Annotated in this window: 16 protein-coding genes; 5 read left to right on the forward strand and 11 right to left on the reverse strand. The window is 46.0% G+C overall.

Annotation, left to right across the window (positions count from 1 at the left end; all coding sequences use genetic code 11):
- Positions 1–114: 114 nt before the first annotated feature.
- Together WH46_RS13480 and WH46_RS13485 are read left to right on the forward strand one after the other, a co-directional pair.
- Complete coding sequence (locus WH46_RS13480) at positions 115–1,101, forward strand: ABC transporter substrate-binding protein (RefSeq protein WP_046227025.1); 987 nt, start codon at positions 115–117, stop codon at positions 1,099–1,101.
- Positions 1,102–1,383: 282 nt separating this feature from the next.
- Positions 1,384–2,730, forward strand: coding sequence for an amino acid permease (locus WH46_RS13485; RefSeq protein WP_046227026.1), 1,347 nt, complete (start codon positions 1,384–1,386; stop codon positions 2,728–2,730).
- A 76-nt stretch (positions 2,731–2,806) separates the two neighbouring features.
- Here the strand turns inward: WH46_RS13485 and WH46_RS13490 are convergent, their stop codons facing one another.
- The 5 genes from WH46_RS13490 to WH46_RS13510 form a co-directional block, all read right to left on the reverse strand.
- On the reverse strand, positions 2,807–3,538 hold the full coding sequence (locus tag WH46_RS13490) for an ABC transporter permease (protein ID WP_046227027.1): 732 nt from the start codon (positions 3,536–3,538) through the stop codon (positions 2,807–2,809).
- A gap of 13 nt (positions 3,539–3,551) precedes the next feature.
- Positions 3,552–4,274 carry an ABC transporter permease gene (locus tag WH46_RS23420; protein WP_231584356.1) on the reverse strand — a complete coding sequence of 241 codons (723 nt, stop codon included), beginning with the start codon at positions 4,272–4,274 and terminating at the stop codon, positions 3,552–3,554.
- A 5-nt stretch (positions 4,275–4,279) separates the two neighbouring features.
- Entirely contained in the window at positions 4,280–5,191 is a 912-nt protein-coding gene (locus WH46_RS13500; RefSeq protein ID WP_046227028.1) for an ABC transporter ATP-binding protein, read from the reverse strand.
- A gap of 252 nt (positions 5,192–5,443) precedes the next feature.
- Positions 5,444–6,838 carry a sensor histidine kinase gene (locus WH46_RS13505; protein WP_046227029.1) on the reverse strand — a complete coding sequence of 465 codons (1,395 nt, stop codon included), beginning with the start codon at positions 6,836–6,838 and terminating at the stop codon, positions 5,444–5,446.
- Positions 6,835–7,569 carry a response regulator transcription factor gene (locus WH46_RS13510; RefSeq protein WP_046227030.1) on the reverse strand — a complete coding sequence of 245 codons (735 nt, stop codon included), beginning with the start codon at positions 7,567–7,569 and terminating at the stop codon, positions 6,835–6,837. The genes WH46_RS13505 and WH46_RS13510 overlap by 4 nt, the downstream gene beginning before the upstream one ends.
- Positions 7,570–7,652: 83 nt before the next feature.
- Between WH46_RS13510 and WH46_RS13515 the strand changes: the two genes are divergently transcribed.
- Both WH46_RS13515 and WH46_RS13520 read left to right on the forward strand, forming a co-directional pair.
- Positions 7,653–8,879, forward strand: coding sequence for a VanZ family protein (locus WH46_RS13515; protein ID WP_046227031.1), 1,227 nt, complete (start codon positions 7,653–7,655; stop codon positions 8,877–8,879).
- Between the two features lie 92 nt (positions 8,880–8,971).
- Positions 8,972–9,724, forward strand: coding sequence for a YdcF family protein (locus WH46_RS13520; protein WP_046227032.1), 753 nt, complete (start codon positions 8,972–8,974; stop codon positions 9,722–9,724).
- A 179-nt stretch (positions 9,725–9,903) separates the two neighbouring features.
- Here WH46_RS13520 and WH46_RS13525 read toward each other — a convergent pair whose 3' ends face one another.
- Positions 9,904–10,551, reverse strand: a complete 648-nt coding sequence (locus WH46_RS13525) for a nitroreductase family protein (RefSeq protein WP_017812024.1) — start codon at positions 10,549–10,551, stop codon at positions 9,904–9,906.
- 47 nt (positions 10,552–10,598) lie between these two features.
- A complete protein-coding gene (locus WH46_RS13530) occupies positions 10,599–11,021 on the reverse strand; it encodes a MarR family winged helix-turn-helix transcriptional regulator (protein WP_017812025.1) in 423 nt (140 codons plus the stop codon).
- Between the two features lie 310 nt (positions 11,022–11,331).
- Between WH46_RS13530 and WH46_RS13535 the strand changes: the two genes are divergently transcribed.
- Positions 11,332–12,276, forward strand: a complete 945-nt coding sequence (locus WH46_RS13535; protein ID WP_046227033.1) for an FUSC family protein — start codon at positions 11,332–11,334, stop codon at positions 12,274–12,276.
- A gap of 208 nt (positions 12,277–12,484) precedes the next feature.
- Here WH46_RS13535 and WH46_RS13540 read toward each other — a convergent pair whose 3' ends face one another.
- The 4 genes from WH46_RS13540 to WH46_RS13555 all read right to left on the reverse strand — a co-directional run bounded on the left by WH46_RS13540 (position 12,485) and on the right by WH46_RS13555 (position 17,589).
- A complete protein-coding gene (locus tag WH46_RS13540; RefSeq protein ID WP_046227034.1) occupies positions 12,485–13,111 on the reverse strand; it encodes a DUF4309 domain-containing protein in 627 nt (208 codons plus the stop codon).
- A gap of 83 nt (positions 13,112–13,194) precedes the next feature.
- Entirely contained in the window at positions 13,195–14,460 is a 1,266-nt protein-coding gene (locus WH46_RS13545; protein WP_046227035.1) for a hypothetical protein, read from the reverse strand.
- Between the two features lie 275 nt (positions 14,461–14,735).
- The gene (gene aspA, locus WH46_RS13550; protein WP_017813569.1) at positions 14,736–16,145 is read right to left on the reverse strand and encodes an aspartate ammonia-lyase; all 1,410 of its coding nucleotides are present in this window, start codon (positions 16,143–16,145) and stop codon (positions 14,736–14,738) included.
- A 106-nt stretch (positions 16,146–16,251) separates the two neighbouring features.
- Positions 16,252–17,589, reverse strand: a complete 1,338-nt coding sequence (locus tag WH46_RS13555; RefSeq protein ID WP_046227036.1) for an SMI1/KNR4 family protein — start codon at positions 17,587–17,589, stop codon at positions 16,252–16,254.
- Positions 17,590–17,740 lie beyond the last annotated feature (151 nt).

The raw sequence follows: 17,740 nt of genomic DNA on the forward strand, positions 1-17,740 counted from the left end.
TCTACTTGATAATAATTCTCATTTATTTCGGAAATGATGTATACTGTACCTAATGCTTGACTTGGGTATACACCAACCAACATGAGCAAACATCAAATCTGGAGGGAATTACATATGTATCGTTTTAACAAACCATTCGGAACGGCTGCTCTGCTTCTGTCCGCAGTACTTGTTACAAGCGCCTGCTCATCTTCAGCACCCGCCACTACTCCATCTTCAACCGGTAATGAAGCAGCTGCTCCTGCAGATACGGCTGCAGCGGAACGCACAATAAAAGACAGTATGGGACATGAAGTGAAGATTCCTGCCAATCCGCAGCGTATTATCGCTTCCTATCTCGAAGATCCACTCGTTGCACTTGGCGTCACTCCTGTGGCACAGTGGTCGATCGGCAAAGGCGATGTCCAGGATTATCTGCAAGACAAGCTCAAAGGTGTCCCTGCTATCTCTTCCGAATTACCGTATGAAGCTGTTATTAATTTCACACCTGATCTGCTACTGATGGACAGTGCAGAAATGGTAGCAGGCGAAAAATATAATCAATACGCCCAGATTGCTCCTACCTATGTCGTCGGCAATGCACAGAACAATGACTGGCGCGAAGAACTGAAAAGTGTCGGTAATGCACTTGGCAAAAGCGATCAAGCCGAGCAAGTGCTGGCGGATTATGAGACCAAAGCCAAAAATGCCAAACAGCAGCTGCAGCAGGCAGTCGGTACCAAATCAGCTGCTGCCATCTGGATCAGCGGCAAAAGTATCTTTATCGTCAACCAGAATCTGTCTAGCGGGGATGTCATGTACAAAGATCTGGGCATGAGTGTACCTGAAGTCGTCAAAAAAGCCTCTGCCAGCAGCAAAGCCAACTGGAGCTCCCTATCCCAGGAAAGCCTTTCCGAGCTGGATGCCGATTATCTGTTTGTTATTATCAAGGATGATGAATCTCCGGAAAATCATATTAGTCCGGAAGTATGGAACAGTATACCAGCTGTTAAAGCAGGACATGCGTATACGATGAGTCTGGATTCCAGCTGGTTATACACCGGCCCGATCGCTAACTCGATGATTATCGATGATATTATGAAAAACGTAGCCGCCAATTAATTTATAAAATCGATTTATCCAACCGCCTTGACCTGCATTCTCGGTAGATTACAGTACGCAAACCTGTAATTTATCGGATAATGCCCAGGTTAAGGCATTTTTTATTTGTTTTTAGGGTGCTTCGTATCTATTCTCTATCTCTTGATCCTGTCCAAATAATATCTCATTCAAAAAGATACCTAGCCAGCATTGAATTTCATATCGAAAATGCCGATTATAAGTTAGTATAGATAAATACACTGGAGTGGTTTAAAGCAGTATCACACTGAGGAGGACTTACGCTTGAAAGCAAATGAAGAAGCATCATTACAGAAAAAGCTCCGTCCACGGCATATTACGTTTATGGCAATGGGCGGTGTTATCGGAACAGGTATCTTCAAAGGTAGTTCCGAAACGATCAACCTCGCAGGACCTGGAGTTATTCTCTCCTATGTATTTGCAGGTCTGCTCCTGCTGGTCGTTATGGGCGCCATTGCAGAGATGGCGACGGTTTATCCCAACAAAAACATGAAAGACTTTATTTCTCTGGCTTACGGTCAACGGCTCGCTTTTATTGTCGGTTGGCTGTACTGCTTTATGTGGCTTGCCGTATGTGTGATTGAAGTCATCGCTGCCGGCAGCTTTTTGCAGTTCTGGTTCCCTGATGTACCACTGTGGACGCTCAGTCTGGCCAGTGCTGCCTTTATTTTACTGGTTAATACGATGAGCGTCGGACGATTGGGTGAGCTTGAATTCTGGCTCGCCGGAATCAAAATTGCGATGATTATCATCTTTATCGTACTGGGCGGCTGTCTGCTGTTCGGTATTATCCCGGGTAGCAGCCCTGCTCCTTATTTGAGCAACTTTACAGCCCACGGTGGATTCCTGCCGAATGGCTGGGCCGCGATTCTGTCGGCACTGCTTGTTGTTACCTTTTCATATGGAGGTTCAGAACTGATCGGTCTGACACTGACCGAGACGCCCGATGCAGATAAAGTACTGCCAAAGATCGTGAAAAGCTTTATTTTGCGGGTTGTGCTGTTCTATACCCTGCCGATTCTGATCATCTGTGGATTGATCCCGTGGAATCAGCTGAGTGACCAGACCAGTCCGTTTGTACAGGTACTGACAGCAACCGGACTTCAGGGTGCAGCTCATATTATGAACTTTATTCTCGTTACAGCAGTCCTGTCTGCTGCCAATTCCGGGATTTATGGAGCCACCCGGATGCTGCACTCCATGGCGACCAACAATGAAGCTCCTGCCATGTTGGCCAAAACGTCGAGCCGCGGTGTACCGGTAAACAGTCTGATTCTATGTGCTGTAGTCCTGCTGCTCGGTTCATGGCTTGCCTATGTAGCTCAGGATCAGGTATTCGGTATTTTGATTGCTGTACCTGGCTTTGTTGTACTGCTCGTCTGGATCAGCATCTGTCTGTCCCAGCTCAAGCTGCGCAAAAGCTATCCAATCCAGCCTTCATTCCGCATTTGGGGATATCCGTACATCTCCGGACTGACAGCCATCTGCCTCAGTGTAATTGCTGTACTGTTCCTGTTTGATGCGAGCAACCGGATTAGTATTGGGGCATGTGTTATTTTCCTGATCATTCTGTTCATCAGCTCGCTGTTCAAGTTCCGCCGTACAACCTAAAACAAATATAATTGCCTAACCACTCAAGAAAGCCTGTTCTCCGCCACAGAGAGAACAGGCTTTTTTATATTATATTTCATACTATATCCCTGCGACGGAAACCCATTATTCCTATCAGGAAAACCAGCAGCGTCAGCATGACAATAACTATATTCATCATCCCTGCTTGTCCATTATCCATACCCAGACGTGAACCCAGCATGAGTACAACCGGATATGTCCATGGGTCCAGTAGCCAGAACTGTTCGGAGTTGGCTACCAGAATAGAAGGTACACTCATAATAATACCTAAAGCCAGAGGTATTCCTACATGATTAAAACGTACACTGATCTCATATTGAATCATAATAACAGGAAGTGAAGCGAGAAAGCAGCCTGCCATTTTCCGGAAAATTTCTTCCCATGGAATACTGCTACCTGCTCCTGCAACTAATCCACCCAACACCACACTGCTGCCAAAAGCCAGCATGCTGATTAAAATATACAATATTCCTACTGCTAGTTTGGCTATGTATACATCTGATCTGGATACCGGACGAGCCAGCATATACTTCCAGCCACCCTGTACGTGATCAACGCGCGCCACCATGGCCATAATAACGGCAATCAATAAAGGATACAGAAAAGAAGGATAAAAGATAAAGGTCTGCTCCATAATGACCTCCCATGCTTCTCTCGTCCAGATTTGCCTGTAACGAATAAAATTCTGAACTCCCTGAAACACCATAAACAACGGAGCGATCGCCACAAGCCAGAGAAGCCGCGTCCGTCTCATCTTTTGTAACTCATATTGAAATAAGCGAATCATGCACTCTCTCCTCTCAATGGATATCCCGCTGTCTGAATTCTACCAATCCAGCGATCAGCAGCAGCGGTCCTGCGACTAGCCCTGTTGTGATTGCCAGCCATTGATCCTCATTGTCTACTGTCATAGTGAATAAGGCAGACGCATAAGGAACAAATCGCATCATCTCGGACTGGGCAAAAAATAAAGCTCCCATACTGCCCGAGAAACCGATAGCCATCCCGTACAGTGGATTAGCTAATCTCGAACTCAGCCAGTGCTGTAGACTCACTACTCCCAAGGCTGCAATACACAGATTGATACCATATCGTATATATTGACCCAGAGGAAATGGCTCCGAAAAGTGCAAAATTATACCGGTCATATACATGAAAATTAGCAGTAACCCTGCCGCTGAACAGGATAATAGCCAGATCAGAAGCCACTTGGCTGTATATACAGATAACCGGGTCACCGGTAGCGCCAACAGATGCTTCCAGCCCTGATCGGTATATTCCCGATAATGAACCAGCGCTGCGATCAGTGTAATACCTATCGGATAAAAGAGTGCCCATATCATGAATCCTTCCTGCATTAGCAGTTCCCATGAACTAAGGTTCGGGTGTCTGCCGCTCAGATAGCTATACCTCAGATACAGATCCACCCACATCATACCGGCAAACATCAAAGGCCCACCAACTACAATCCATGGAAGTAATCCACGTCGCTGTTTGAGCCATTCCGTATATAGCACTCTCATAAAATTCACAGGCTGTCGGCTCCTTTCGTCATTTCCAAAAAGATATCTTCCAGCGAGCGGCCTCCTATACTCAGATGCGATACTTCGATATTATGGCTCACCAGCCTCCGATTAATTACCGATGCTTCTGCAGGATCTGTCATAATATTCATGCCATGATCCGCTTTCTCTACCAGGTATCCCCAATCCCTCAGACAATCTATCGTCTGCTGCATCGGTTCGGCAGACAACTGCACAAAAGGATGACCTTTTCTCTGCAGTTCGGACATTTCTCCCTCAAAAAGTAAACGTCCGGTATGAATAATACCGACACGAGTGGCCACCCGTTCAATCTCCCGGAGAATATGACTGGAAATAAATACAGTAATCCCATGCTGCCGGGGCAGCTCTACAATTAGTTCCCTGATCTCCTGAATACCTGCCGGATCCAGTCCGTTAGTCGGCTCATCAAGTATGAGCAATCTGGGATTGCCAAGCAGTGCCTGTGCTATACCCAGACGTTGTTTCATCCCTAGTGAATAAGTCCGCGCCAATTTGTGCTGTGCCTGGCTGAGGCGTACGATATCCAGCACACGATCCACTTCGGTTTCCGGGATCTGCAGCAGTGTACAAGTCAGCTTCAGATTCTCTCTACCTGTCAGATGCCCATAGTAGGAAGGTGCCTCTACCATCGAACCAACTTGCCGCAAAATGAAAGACCTGTGCCGAGGCAGCTCCCGATCAAATATACGAATACTGCCGGCGCTGGGACGTATTAATCCCAGCAGCATACGAATAGTGGTTGTCTTGCCGGCTCCATTGGGACCAAGAAATCCATAGACTTCGCCTTCACGCACATGCAGTTGAAGCTGATCGACCGGTATGAATTTCCTGTAGGCTTTGGTAAGTCCCTGTGTCTCCATGATCCATTTACTCATTTTTTCTGCTCCTTTATATCGGGTTGGTTAATGATTCTTCACCCAGTATACGGACCCAAGTTTAAGTGCAGTACTGTAATCACCTTAAGTTTGGCTTAAGCAAAAAGACAGATACCTGTTGCATCGGTATCTGCCTTTTGTAGAAAAGATCTATTTTGGAAAGGCGCTTTGAAGCAGCTGTCATCTCACAGTGATTAGTATGGATCATCATCCACCTGCTGTGTATTCATGAACGGTATATTTAACAATAGATTACTCGTTGGGACAGGAAGAAGGATGGGCAAAAAGGAGCGTGACTACTGTTCCTCGATCAGGCTCACTATCCAGTGTAATACTTCCCTGATGAGCTTCTACAATCTGCTTGGCAATCGTCAGACCCAGACCGGAACCAACCGTAGGCTGACTGGCATCGGCTATCCGATAATGACGTTCAAACAGCCGCTGCTGCTCGTTAATCGGAATTCCTTTGCCATTGTCTATAATCTGTACTTTAACCTCGTGCTGTCGGCGCTGCACCCGAATACGAATTCGGGTGGATACCGGATTATGGATGAGCGCGTTCAGAATCAGATTATTCAGGGCACGCTGCATCCATTGATGATCAATCGACATGAAGATCGTCTCCTGATCGGAATCCAGATCAATCTCTCGTTCCCGATACATAGGGTTATTTAACACCTGAATAACCGTCTCACGAATCACCTCCAGTAGATCTTCAGTGCGCATAGTCAAGGGAAGAATATTATTTTGGAGGCGGTATGTGATCTTGAGATCATTCAACAGCGCTTCCAGCTGAGTAGTATTCTTGGCAATGATACGGCTGTAACGGGAACGATCTTCTGCATTGATACTTTCCATAGGATCATTCATCAATTCGGCATATCCCTGAATCGAAGATAGGGGTGTTTTCAGATCATGATACAGATTGGCGATCCATTCATCCCGCATCTTCTCCATTCGTTGATGCTCGCTCTCATGCTCCTGCAGCTTATCCGACAAGGTATTCAGACTCTCGTATACGTTACGATATAATCCCCGCGCATTATAACGGGGACTGTACTCCCGTCTGGACAGACGGGTGATTGCCTGAATCAGCTTCCATGTAGGACGGCTCAGTATACTGCCAAACAGATACCCGATCAGCAGAATCGATAAAATCAATATGCCCAAAATATAAAAAAGACTGTTAAACATGTAGCGTGGTTCATAATTCACCGGGTATTTACTTACCTGAGTCTCCGGAAAAGCAATCAAATAACTCCATTCTCTGTCCTTCCACTCCCGCACGCCCGTGAAAATGGTTGATCCATTGACCGAAAATTTATTAATAAAAACAAGCCGGCTGGGCGTATAATGCTCCGGCGTATGATCCGGTTTGTTCCAGGCAGCGATCTCTGTCCCATTTTCATCGAGTACCTGAATCCATGCCTTATTTTGCTGAAGCAGACTTTTACCGGTATCGGTAATGATCGGCTGATCTTGGCTATCTCCAATAATGTACTGCTGAAACTCCAGTGTCATCTCAACCGGACTGAATTCGCTGCCATTATCGATAAAATAAAAAACAGCTGCTGTATAGATAATCAAAAATAATCCAAGTAGGACAATGTAAGAACCGACGTACAGCGAGGTGATTTTCCATTTCATGATTCTCTGCTCCGCGAAGTCCATTTATAACCGATCCCGCGTACTGTCAGCAGCCGCTGCGGATTGGACGGGTCTTCCTCCAGCTTCTCCCGTAGATGCCGGATATGAACCATAATGACGTTATCACTGCCCCTGTCATCTTCTTCCCATACCTTTCGGTACAGCTGCCTTTTGCTGAATATCTGATCAGGATGGGAAGCCAATAACAGTAACAATTTGTACTCTTTGGCTGTCAAACCTGCAGGTTCACTATTACGAGTCACTTCTCCCTTATTTTCATCAATACGAATATTGCCATATTCATATACAGGACGCTGCTCTCTGATCATGCCGGACAACATAAGGTCCCGCCGAAAACGTGCCTTGATCCGGTAAGCCAGTTCTTTGGGGCTGAATGGCTTGGTAATATAATCATCTCCACCGATTCCAAGACCTATAATCTTGTCTATATCTTCATTTTTGGCAGACAGGAAAAAGATCGGTACCTGACTAAACTGACGCAGCTGCTGACAGACAGCAAATCCATCCAGATCCGGCAGCATAATATCCAGAATAATAATATCCGGCTGCTGTTCCCGGCATAAGCTAATGCCCGCTTCTCCTGTAGCTGCTGTATAAATATGCCGAAAGCCTTCTTTTTGCAATACTGTAGCTAGTAAGTCTGTAATATCCGGTTCATCATCAATAATAACAATCCTGCGCGCAGACAAGGCTGGGCTGCTTTCATTCATAAGGCGTTCCTCCTTATAATAGTCTACATATCGATAGTTATTTCTGCGTGGTAGAGTAAGGTTCATCGGGAGGCATGATATCTATGTACAACGCCTATTTATTACCTGTTTTATATGCTTTCCTTGCTTTTCCGCTGGCGGCAGCGTTATTTACTTTTCCTTTTCTGGTGTATCAGTACCGACAGTATGGATACATTAATATTGTTCGGGCGATCACACTGTATGCTCTACTGCTTTATCTAATGAATGCCTACTTCCTTGTTATTTTACCATTTCCGGCGTCCCGGCATAATCTGCCGCTGGCGCATGGCGATTTACAACTGGTACCCTTTCAGTTCGTAAGCGATTTTTTGAAAGAAACCTCGGTCTCTTTGCATGATCCGGCGACCTATATGCATTTATTAAAAGAACGCGCCTTTTTGCAGGTCCTATTCAATATCCTGCTGACTGTGCCCTTCGGAATGTTCCTGCGTTATTATTTTCGTCAGGGCTGGTGGTCGGCTCTGATTTGGTCTTTTTTGCTTTCGCTGTCTTTTGAGACGATTCAGCTAACCGGCATTTTTGGCATTTATGATCATGCCTATCGGATCTTTGATGTGGATGATCTGATCTGCAATACATTTGGTGGCATGATCGGCTTGCTTATGGCATCCTGGATCTCCGAGAGGCTGCCGGATGCACGGCAGATGGATAAGCAGTTGGATCGGTCACAGCGAAGAGTCACCTACACCCGCCGAGGAATTGCCTTTATAATCGATATGTTGGTCTGGTCTATACTATCTTCTATTCTGACAAGAATGCAGGTTCCGTTCACATTTTGGTTATCCAGTGGTCTTTACTTTATACTACTGCCTTATATAACCGGAGGTCGTACAGTTGGGAAATGGATGGTACGTATCCATCTGGTATTTAGGGATCAGCCAGAGCGCAGACCTCCTTTCTCGGCACTGCTTATTCGTTATGGATTATTGTATTGGGGATTTTTCGGACTGAACCGGCTGCTGAATATTCCTTTTATCACAAGCAACCCTTCCCGACTGGAAGCTATTGTGTATCTGGCTGTATTGTTTGTGATCAATGCCGGATTTTTTATCCATCTGATTACTCGTTTTTTCAGAAAGGGATCGTTATTGTTCTATGAGCAGATCAGTCATACCTCGCACCGAATTACTTGGCCCGATCAGCCCGGTGATTCGGGAGAAGATTCGCCGGATCATAACCATGCAAATGCTATAAAAGATACTGCTGTCTCGTCGGCAGTACAGGATACATCCTCCCCTGAGTCCGATGATATGCCGCCTCAATCATGATACAATACAGCGAGCTGTATAGGCAGATGATATGAATCCTAGCCTATGTTTCTAATTATTCCTTTATTCTTTGTCAAAGGCGGTAGATTTTCTTGTTATATGTAATCAAGTTTTTGTACAGCTTTGTACTTCCACCCGGATTGTTTATTATTCTGCTGCTGGCGATGTCTATCTGGCTATGGCGACGACGACTCCGGCAGGCGCTCATACTGCTGGTAATGACTATTCTGCTGTATCTGTCTACGACAGGTCTGGTCAGTGACGCTCTGATCGGCAGCCTGGAACAGCGTTATGCTCCGCCAGCCTCGATACAAGGCGATGTGATCGTTGTACTGGGCGGTGGAGCAACACAGGGTACACCGGATATCGATGGTCAGGGAAATCTGTCAGGAGCTGCCGGCAACCGGCTGATTACAGCTGTGCGTCTGTACAGTCAGACCGGTCTGCCGATTATTTTCTCGGGTGGACAGGTATTCGCTGACAGCGGCAATGAAGCCGATATTGCGCGCCGGCAGCTGATTGGTATGGGTATCCCTGCCAAAGATATCCTCGCCGAGAACCAGTCTCTGAATACCGAGCAAAATGCAGTCAATACAGCCGCTCTGCTGCAGCAAAAAAAATGGAGCCATCCGGTATTGGTAACGTCCGCTTTTCATATGCCTCGTTCGGTCGTGGAATTCCAGCGAGCTGGACTGGCTGTGCAGCCGTACCCTACAGACTATTGGGTAAGTCAGCCTGAAGCCATGTATCCCGGCAAATTCTCGCCTTCCGGCGGAGCGATGAGTTCTACCAGCACAGCGCTCAAGGAATACCTGGGACTGTTAGTAGCTACGATCAAATCATAAATGATCTCCTGCTTGCAGCAGACAGCGAACACACCTATTTTACAACACGAAAAAGAGAGACATGCCTCAGAGGCTGTCTCTCTTTTTATCTATAGCAGGCTTTATATTTGTGTCGCCTGTTCATCCACTTTATCCATGTGTTAAGTTAATCCACATTCACTTCATTAATGCAGTTATTCTTATTTCCACTCTGCGATGCTGTTAATTGGCAGACGCATCGAAGGGTAGCCTTCATTGGCTGCTTTACCGATTGTCAGCAGCATAACCGGAACATAACGTTTGGTATCCATGCCGAACAATTCGGACATTTGTTCTTTCTCATAACCACCGATTGGGTTGGTGTCATAACCATGTGCACGGGCTACCAGCATCAGCTGCATCGATACCAGACCGCTATCGATCAGAGCGATGTCCTTGCGTGCTTGTTCAGACAGGTTTTCATAATAAGCCATAGCAAATGGAAGCTGTCTTTCTTTGACTTCAGCAGGCATATAGCCCAGTTCTACAGCTGTATTGAAGATTTCTTCTGCGTTCAGTTCGTGCTGCAGATCGCCAAAGATCGCGATAACTGCGGAAGAAGTCTCTACCTGATGGCTGTTGAATTTCGCCAGTGGCAGCAGCTGTGCTTTGGCTTCTTCACTCTCGATAACGAGGAAACGCCAAGGCTGCAGGTTGATGGAAGATGGAGCACGAGTAGCTTCATTCAGGATCTCGGTCATTTCCTCACGGCTAATTTTTACGGATGGATCGTAACTTTTAATAGAGCGGCGCTCCAGGGCAATTTTGCGGAAATCATTGGTTTGGGTTACAGCATTTGTTGTTGTCATACAGTAAACTCTCCTTTTATATGGGTGTAAATGATATCAGATTCGGCTTAGAGCTGGCTGATATTTTGATTAATTCGCATCAGCATATCAGACAATTGATCCTGATCGCTGCTGCTGAAGCCATCGAGCATACGGTTCAGGAACGTTTCACGTTCCTCCCGAAAAGCTATAATTTTCTCGCGTCCATGCTCGGTGAGCTGCACGAGTGTAAAGCGGTTATCTTCGGGACTGATGCGACGAATAACCATATTCTCCGCTTCCAGCTGCTTCACATGACGGGTGATGGCTGCATGGTCGATACCAACCAGCTTTTGTAAGGAAGATTGGCTAATCTCGTCAGACTGATACAACTGACATAACAGCTGCAAGCGGGAAGCACTAATTCCTGCACACCGCTCAAATGTACTGGTCAGCTGACGGTGAAGACCGTGAATCTGGTTGAATATTTCCTGGGATGATAATTCTGGCATCGGACTTCTCTCCTCTCTGACCGTACGGCGGTTATTTATGAAATAGTGTGGAACATGTATTCGTTTGACTCATCAATCATTGACATATCAAATGATATCATACCTGTTTTCAATTTGCAATTGTATTACAGAAAATTAAATTGATAAAAATCTTTATTAATGACTTATAACAGTTTGTATACGCTCTCATTTTTTATCCTGACCTTTTGCGGAATGGTTCATCATAGTTCATAGACTTTAAAAGAATAATAAGTTATAGTACATAGTCCAATGTTAACTTGTATGATTCAGGAAGGAACGTATTGAACTTATGAAATTTGCTATTGGAATGCGCAACCTCAAAACAGCACTTGCTGTCCTGATCTGTCTGATCATCTCACAGCTGCTGCATCTGGAGTATCCGTTTTATGCTGTTATTGCTACTATTATCGCAATGGAGAATTCGGTCACCAATTCGTATACCGTTGGTAAAAATCGGATGATGGGCACGATTGTCGGCGCCTTTTGTGGATTGATATTCGCTTTGATCGATCCGCATAATGCAATTCTGGCGGCGCTTGGTATCATTATGGTTATCTATATTTGCAATCTGCTGGGCTGGAATAAATCGGTCTCCATTGCCAGTATCGTATTTCTGGCAATTATGCTGAATCTACGTCCAGGCGAGAGTCCACTCCTGTATGGTACCCACCGCGTAATGGATACGCTGATCGGTATCGGGGTTGCCGTACTGGTTAACTATCTCGTCTATCCACCCAACCATGAGCGTGGACTGGAACAGAAGCGCATGGTTCTGCGTCGCAATATGACGCGTCTCGCACATGAACTGCTTCGCGAAGGCGGCGGTGTACATATTAGTTCCCTTCGCGATGATATGACAGCGATGGAAGAAGCTTACAAGACCTATACGTCCGAATTCCGGCTGAATCTCAGCAAGCAGCTGTTTATCGATCACATTGAGCAGGAGATCGATATTTATCACAATACGTACTCTCATATGCGTATGCTGCGGCTGCTCACCGATGAACCAGAGACCGAATTGGCTCCAGGAGTCATTCAGCGACTTCGTTCTCTGGTCGCTGCTCCGATTACGGTACATCCGGAATATCTGCCGCTGATCTATCAGTATCATGTACACTGTATTATCCAGGAAATGCAGATACTTGGTCTGATGATCCCGGCTCATATCGCGCCTCCCAAAAAGCTCCAGCCTATCCGGACTGAAATTGCGATCAGCAATGAATTGGTAGAATAAAAGGATGGTTACCCTCATATCGTTAGATGCGATAATGATGCATCGTTTATAAAATGTACCCAAAAGAACCTTGCCTCCGCTGTAATAGGGAGCAAGGTTCTTTTCATTTCATTATCTATCCTTAATTCTCATCCATGTATCTATTCACATGGATGATTGTCACCTCTATTAATCTTCCGGACTCCTGTAAATATGGATAATCCGAGGATTACTTCTCACTTTGTGATAATTCCAGACCAATGATCTTGTTTTTATCACCGTCATCCGGACTGGCTGCCAGTGTGTATTTACCAACATTGTAGAAAATCAGATAATCTCCTGTACTCTCCATCAACCCTTCATCTACAGGCTGACCAAATCGCTGATTCAGAAAGGATCGGGTTAGCTCATGCTCTTCCACATTCAGTACCATTTTCACAATCGGGTCACTATCCTCAATTTCATCAGCTACACTTCTCGGAAAGAAAAAAGCTGCATCCTGATAACCGTAATACACGCCTTCATAATTATCTATCCGATCCGGCTTGCCCAGTGCCGCAGTTAGTTCCGCTGCAGTTGTACCTATACCTATTTCTTCATCATCAAGCTTGCCCTGTGATACATGCGCTTTGGTCAGCCAGGGAAGCTGGATATTCGAAGCGTCTGCCGAACCGGATTTTGGTTGCTGCTGGACCGTTTCCTTTTTGGCAGATGTATGATTGGCTCCTGACTGCTGTGGTGACGTTGTATCCGTTAACGCAGCCTGTGATGCTCTGTTCTGATTATAGGCATACCACAATGCGCTGCCCACTCCGATAACAACTACAGCTGTCATAATCCATACTGCTTTTTTCAATCTGTTCATTCTCCTTTTTTCAATCTGTTCATTCTCCTTTATTCATACCGTTCCACCAATGACCTGTTTGTCACAACGATCTTTTATTTGGGCAAATCAGCTGCTTTGATGCGCAGGATTTTACCGGCAGATTCCGAGATAGGATCGGTGTCTGTTCCCAGCCCAAAGTAGAAGTCTCCCTGATACTCTTCCAGCGATTTGGCATACGTATCCTGTTTGAATTTCAATACTTCGGTCCATTTGTTCAGATTGCGCGTTTTGTATACCCGGCTAATATAGCTTCCATCCGACTGCTTGGTGTAGGTAAGCAAATAGAGCATTTTGCCGCGTACAATCATATCAGTTGGACGGGCGTTAGGATCAGGCAGCTGGATCGCTCTTGCCTTATTTATATTTTTGGCTGCAATTAGCGATTCGGGCATGATCTGGGAATCATTGTACAACTCTCCGGCAATATAGACGAGCTGATTATTCAGTACAACCGTTTTACTGATTTTTTTGTAAGGACTGGAGCCGGCTTTGGCTACAAAGCTCATACCGGGCAGCAGCGTTTTGCCTGTTACCTTTTGTTGATGGATATTCAGATTCTTGTCTATGGCAAGCAGGTTGGTCTCGTCATCCCAGGTTTTGTTATCCGGAATAATGATCGCAGACGCATACAGCATTCCTTTAAACTGGAAAAACTTATACGTACGGCTTCCGAGTCCATCGATCTTGGCAAACTCTTTCCAGGTTTTGCCGTCGTCTCCGGAGATCAGCACAACCGGTGCATCCTCTGTACCAATCGCTGCGAACAGATTGCCCTGATAGTAGGCCATGTCATAGACATGAATACCGCCCGGCAGATTCTGATACTCATTCCAGTGATCACCGTTCAGCTCGTAATAGTTACCATACGCCCAACCCGGTATAACGGAATCATTGCCAGGTATGTACAGTTTATTACGGAAAATTTTGAACGTATCAATCTGTTCATCATCGGTAACTTCACGTGTCTCCTGCTTGCCGGTCTTGGCATTATTCACCACAACTTTTTGTGTGACAAATTTCCCGGTCTGTGGATTATAATAAATAATCGGGACCGGCCCTGCATTGGGAGAGGGCTTGGAATTACTGCTGTTGCCATGACCCAGATAGATTTTGCCATCAAATACCTGCATATCCCATACATTGCGGGCATAAGGCTCATTATTAAAAGGCTGTCCGAGCAGCTGTAATCGGGAAGTTACATCCACATTGGCAGTCTGGGACGCCTGAGCGGTATAACCATTTACAGGGAAAGCCGAACTTCCGGTTATCATAATACATCCCGCCAGTAGAGCCGGGGTAATCATTTGTCTGATTTTCATATAAATTCATCCTTTCTGGCAGATCGAGTCATTGGTAATTGAGATCGCTTACTTCATCCCTCCTAACAGGTGAGTCGTGAGTATCTACTTCCTGATATTAATATATCATATACGGAAACTGGAATCTAAAGCAGGTAATGACACATGAATTAACTTGCTTTTTTAGTTCTATATACGATTAAACCCAATAGGCTGGATTTGAAAAAAAAACGGACCGGCCAGATGAAATATCCATCTGCCAGCCCGTTTGAGGTCTACCCTGTTATCTTTTTTCTTTAATCCTTGTGCAGCAGTTCTTCGCCGGCAATTCCCGGTTCAGTCATCTGATAAGGATCCAGAATAATATTCAATTCTTCCTCGGTCAGCACATTGTATAGCAGACAGAGTTCGCGTACCGATTTGCCTGTCTGAATCGCTTCACGGGCGATCCGTGACACCACTTCATAGCCCAGATGCGGATTCAGTGCCGTAATCATTCCGACGCTGCGCTCCACATACTGGCGGCAGTTATCTACGTTCGCCTGGATACCGTCTACACAGTGCAAACGGAATACGGTGAAGCCCTGTTTCATAATCTCCAATGATTGCAGCAGATTATAGACCAGTACCGGCTCCATTACGTTCAGTTCCAGCTGACCTGCTTCGGAAGCAAGACAGATCGTATTATCATTACCGATTACCTGAAAAGCGATCTGGTTGATCACTTCGCACATGACGGGATTGACTTTGCCCGGCATAATGGAAGATCCCGGCTGACGTGCAGGCAGGCTTAATTCATTCAGACCGGCATACGGTCCGGAAGCCATTAGTCGAATATCATTGGCGACTTTGGACATGTTCATCATACAGATTTTTAGCGCTGCCGATACTTCGGTATACGCATCCGTATTCTGGGTAGCATCCACCAGATGATCCGAAGCGGTTACTTCGAATCCACTGATCTCTGCTAGAATCTCGGCAACACGGGTAATATAACGACGATCTGCATTCAGACCGGTGCCGACCGCTGTCGCCCCCATATTGATGTGCAGCAGGTTCTCGCGGGTCGCTTCTACACGACGGATATCGCGGCTCAGTACACGTGCATACGCCTGGAATTCCTGCCCCAGACGAATCGGTACCGCATCCTGCAGATGCGTACGTCCCATTTTGATTACCGTATCAAATTCATCGGCCTTGGTCTGGAAAGACTGCTGCAGCTCGCGCATGGCGACCAGCAACTTTTCAATCATGGACAGTGTAGCCAGATGGATGGCTGTTGGGAAAGCATCATTGGTAGACTGTGCCATATTGACATGGTTATTCGGACTGATGTCCACATAAGCGCCTTTTTCCTTGCCCATAATTTCCAGGGCCCGGTTAGCAATAACTTCATTGGTGTTCATATTAATCGAAGTGCCGGCGCCGCCCTGAATCGGATCGACGATAAATTGATCCAGCCACTGGCCTGCCAGAATCTCATCCGCCGCCTGTACGATAGCTTCCCCTTTGGGGCCATACAGACGCGACAGTTCCATATTGGCGAGCGCAGCTCCTTTTTTGACCATGGCCATCGCCCGGATCAACTCCGGATGCAGACGCTGACCGGTAATCGGAAAGTTCTCTACTGCCCGTAATGTTTGAATGCCGTAATACGCCTCGTCCGGAACTTCTTTGGTGCCCAGAAAATCCTTTTCTACTCTCACGATTCATTCCTCCGGCTAGCTAGACTATTGGTTTTATGGTTATGCCTTGCAACAGTCCTATTATACGTTTACTGATCGGAAGGTTCCAGTAGTATATCAATCTAATTTACCGTGCATTGCTCTCATCCCACTGCAGATCAGTCAGAGCCAGCAGCGCACCGCCGACCATATTTTTCTCTTTTTTGGTTACTGCACGTTCCAGTTCATCATTTAGCAGTAATCTGGCTTGCTGCACCTGCTCTCTATTCGCAAAAATATCTGCAGGATTGGCAAACTGGGCCAATGCGGTAATAACTACCTGCCGCTGTACACCATTCCCGTTTAGCCAGCGGATAACATCCTCAGCTGAAGGATTGGAAATAGCAAACAATTGATCCCAGCCATCATACGGATAGCTTACGCGCTTGCGCTCGCTCATCCACTCAATGACACGTCGGCTGCGAAATGGCTTCAGCCAGCAATTGGCGGTATACCCGTTCAGACGCTTCTGTGCTTCGGCCTGTTCCAGCCTGGTCCATACCCTGTTTAATCCTTCCTCTTCCGGGAGACAGGAAGCTGTCAGATTTGCCAGCACAGCAGAATTAATCCGTTCTTCCTCCGGCAATATCCATAAGCTTCTCACCCAATCTGCAGCATACTGACCGCTGATCGCGCCTGCATATTCCATCAGGCTGTTGCGTATATCCTTATCCTTTTCCTGTTCAATCCGCTGCATCCAGCTCTTAAATACATGGTTCGGATCATGGGATGCAAAAGCAGCCTGCAGCTCGGGATCGTCTTTTCCCCGAACTTCCGTATAACGAATCAGTAGCTGCAGATCGTTTCTGGCTTCTTCCAGTGTTAGATGCAGAAAATCATTTATCCAATTCTTCCACCGCTTTGCATGAGCACTATTTACATTAATACCAAAGTGATCGAGGAATGGTTCATACTGCCATGATTCTGCACCTATGCCGTACAAAGTGGTTACCCGATCCAGAAAATCCGTCAATGAACTGGCTAGTAGCTGGATTTCATTCGTCTCATGATACCAGTGAACAACTGCCGGATGCTCCGGATGACTCTCCAGATCAAGCATCAGCATATCTCCATTACCGGCAATATGAAAAGTAAGAAACCGTTTCTCTTCATATATTGTTTCTTCCTGGAAATCCGGAAAATCCAGAACTTCCAAAGACCAGCCCAGATCACCTGCAGCACCAAACGGCACAAGCCTATTATCCATAATGGACCAAACGATAAATCCCTCCGAGCCGCCTATCGTCAGCAATTCTTTTAATTCTCCAGGCAATGGTATACCTAGACGCTTTTCTGCTGTCGCAACCTGCTCTAATGTTGCCGTCGGCCTGATTATCAACACAGCATCAGCGCCTCTGGCCTGAAACGATTCGACGATCTGCTTCCACTGCCCATGCCAACTTTTCCATCGTTCATGTATTGTCATCCTCTCCATCCTCTCCTTATTTTTATGATCTTTATTCTTCTATGTTTATTTGTAAAAGCAGCTTGGTCGCTGTTCGGATAACTGGAATCCTGCAGTCACCAGAATGTATGAAATGAGGAATTATAGCTCCGGTAGCGACATTGGTCGCTAT

This window comes from Paenibacillus dauci, assembly GCF_000971985.1.
In the GTDB taxonomy this organism is placed as follows: domain Bacteria; phylum Bacillota; class Bacilli; order Paenibacillales; family Paenibacillaceae; genus Saccharibacillus; species Saccharibacillus dauci.

What these genes read in the sequence shown, in the direction of transcription:
- WH46_RS13480 (WP_046227025.1), top strand. Translation starts at nt 115, where the DNA reads ATGTATCGTTTTAACAAACCATTCGGAACGGCTGCTCTGCTTCTGTCC.
- WH46_RS13490 (WP_046227027.1), bottom strand. Translation starts at nt 3,538, where the DNA reads ATGATTCGCTTATTTCAATATGAGTTACAAAAGATGAGACGGACGCGG.
- WH46_RS23420 (WP_231584356.1), bottom strand. Translation starts at nt 4,274, where the DNA reads ATGAGAGTGCTATATACGGAATGGCTCAAACAGCGACGTGGATTACTT.
- WH46_RS13500 (WP_046227028.1), bottom strand. Translation starts at nt 5,191, where the DNA reads ATGAGTAAATGGATCATGGAGACACAGGGACTTACCAAAGCCTACAGG.
- WH46_RS13505 (WP_046227029.1), bottom strand. Translation starts at nt 6,838, where the DNA reads ATGAAATGGAAAATCACCTCGCTGTACGTCGGTTCTTACATTGTCCTA.
- WH46_RS13510 (WP_046227030.1), bottom strand. Translation starts at nt 7,569, where the DNA reads ATGAATGAAAGCAGCCCAGCCTTGTCTGCGCGCAGGATTGTTATTATT.
- WH46_RS13515 (WP_046227031.1), top strand. Translation starts at nt 7,653, where the DNA reads ATGTACAACGCCTATTTATTACCTGTTTTATATGCTTTCCTTGCTTTT.
- WH46_RS13525 (WP_017812024.1), bottom strand. Translation starts at nt 10,551, where the DNA reads ATGACAACAACAAATGCTGTAACCCAAACCAATGATTTCCGCAAAATT.
- WH46_RS13530 (WP_017812025.1), bottom strand. Translation starts at nt 11,021, where the DNA reads ATGCCAGAATTATCATCCCAGGAAATATTCAACCAGATTCACGGTCTT.
- WH46_RS13535 (WP_046227033.1), top strand. Translation starts at nt 11,332, where the DNA reads ATGAAATTTGCTATTGGAATGCGCAACCTCAAAACAGCACTTGCTGTC.
- WH46_RS13545 (WP_046227035.1), bottom strand. Translation starts at nt 14,460, where the DNA reads ATGAAAATCAGACAAATGATTACCCCGGCTCTACTGGCGGGATGTATT.
- WH46_RS13555 (WP_046227036.1), bottom strand. Translation starts at nt 17,589, where the DNA reads ATGACAATACATGAACGATGGAAAAGTTGGCATGGGCAGTGGAAGCAG.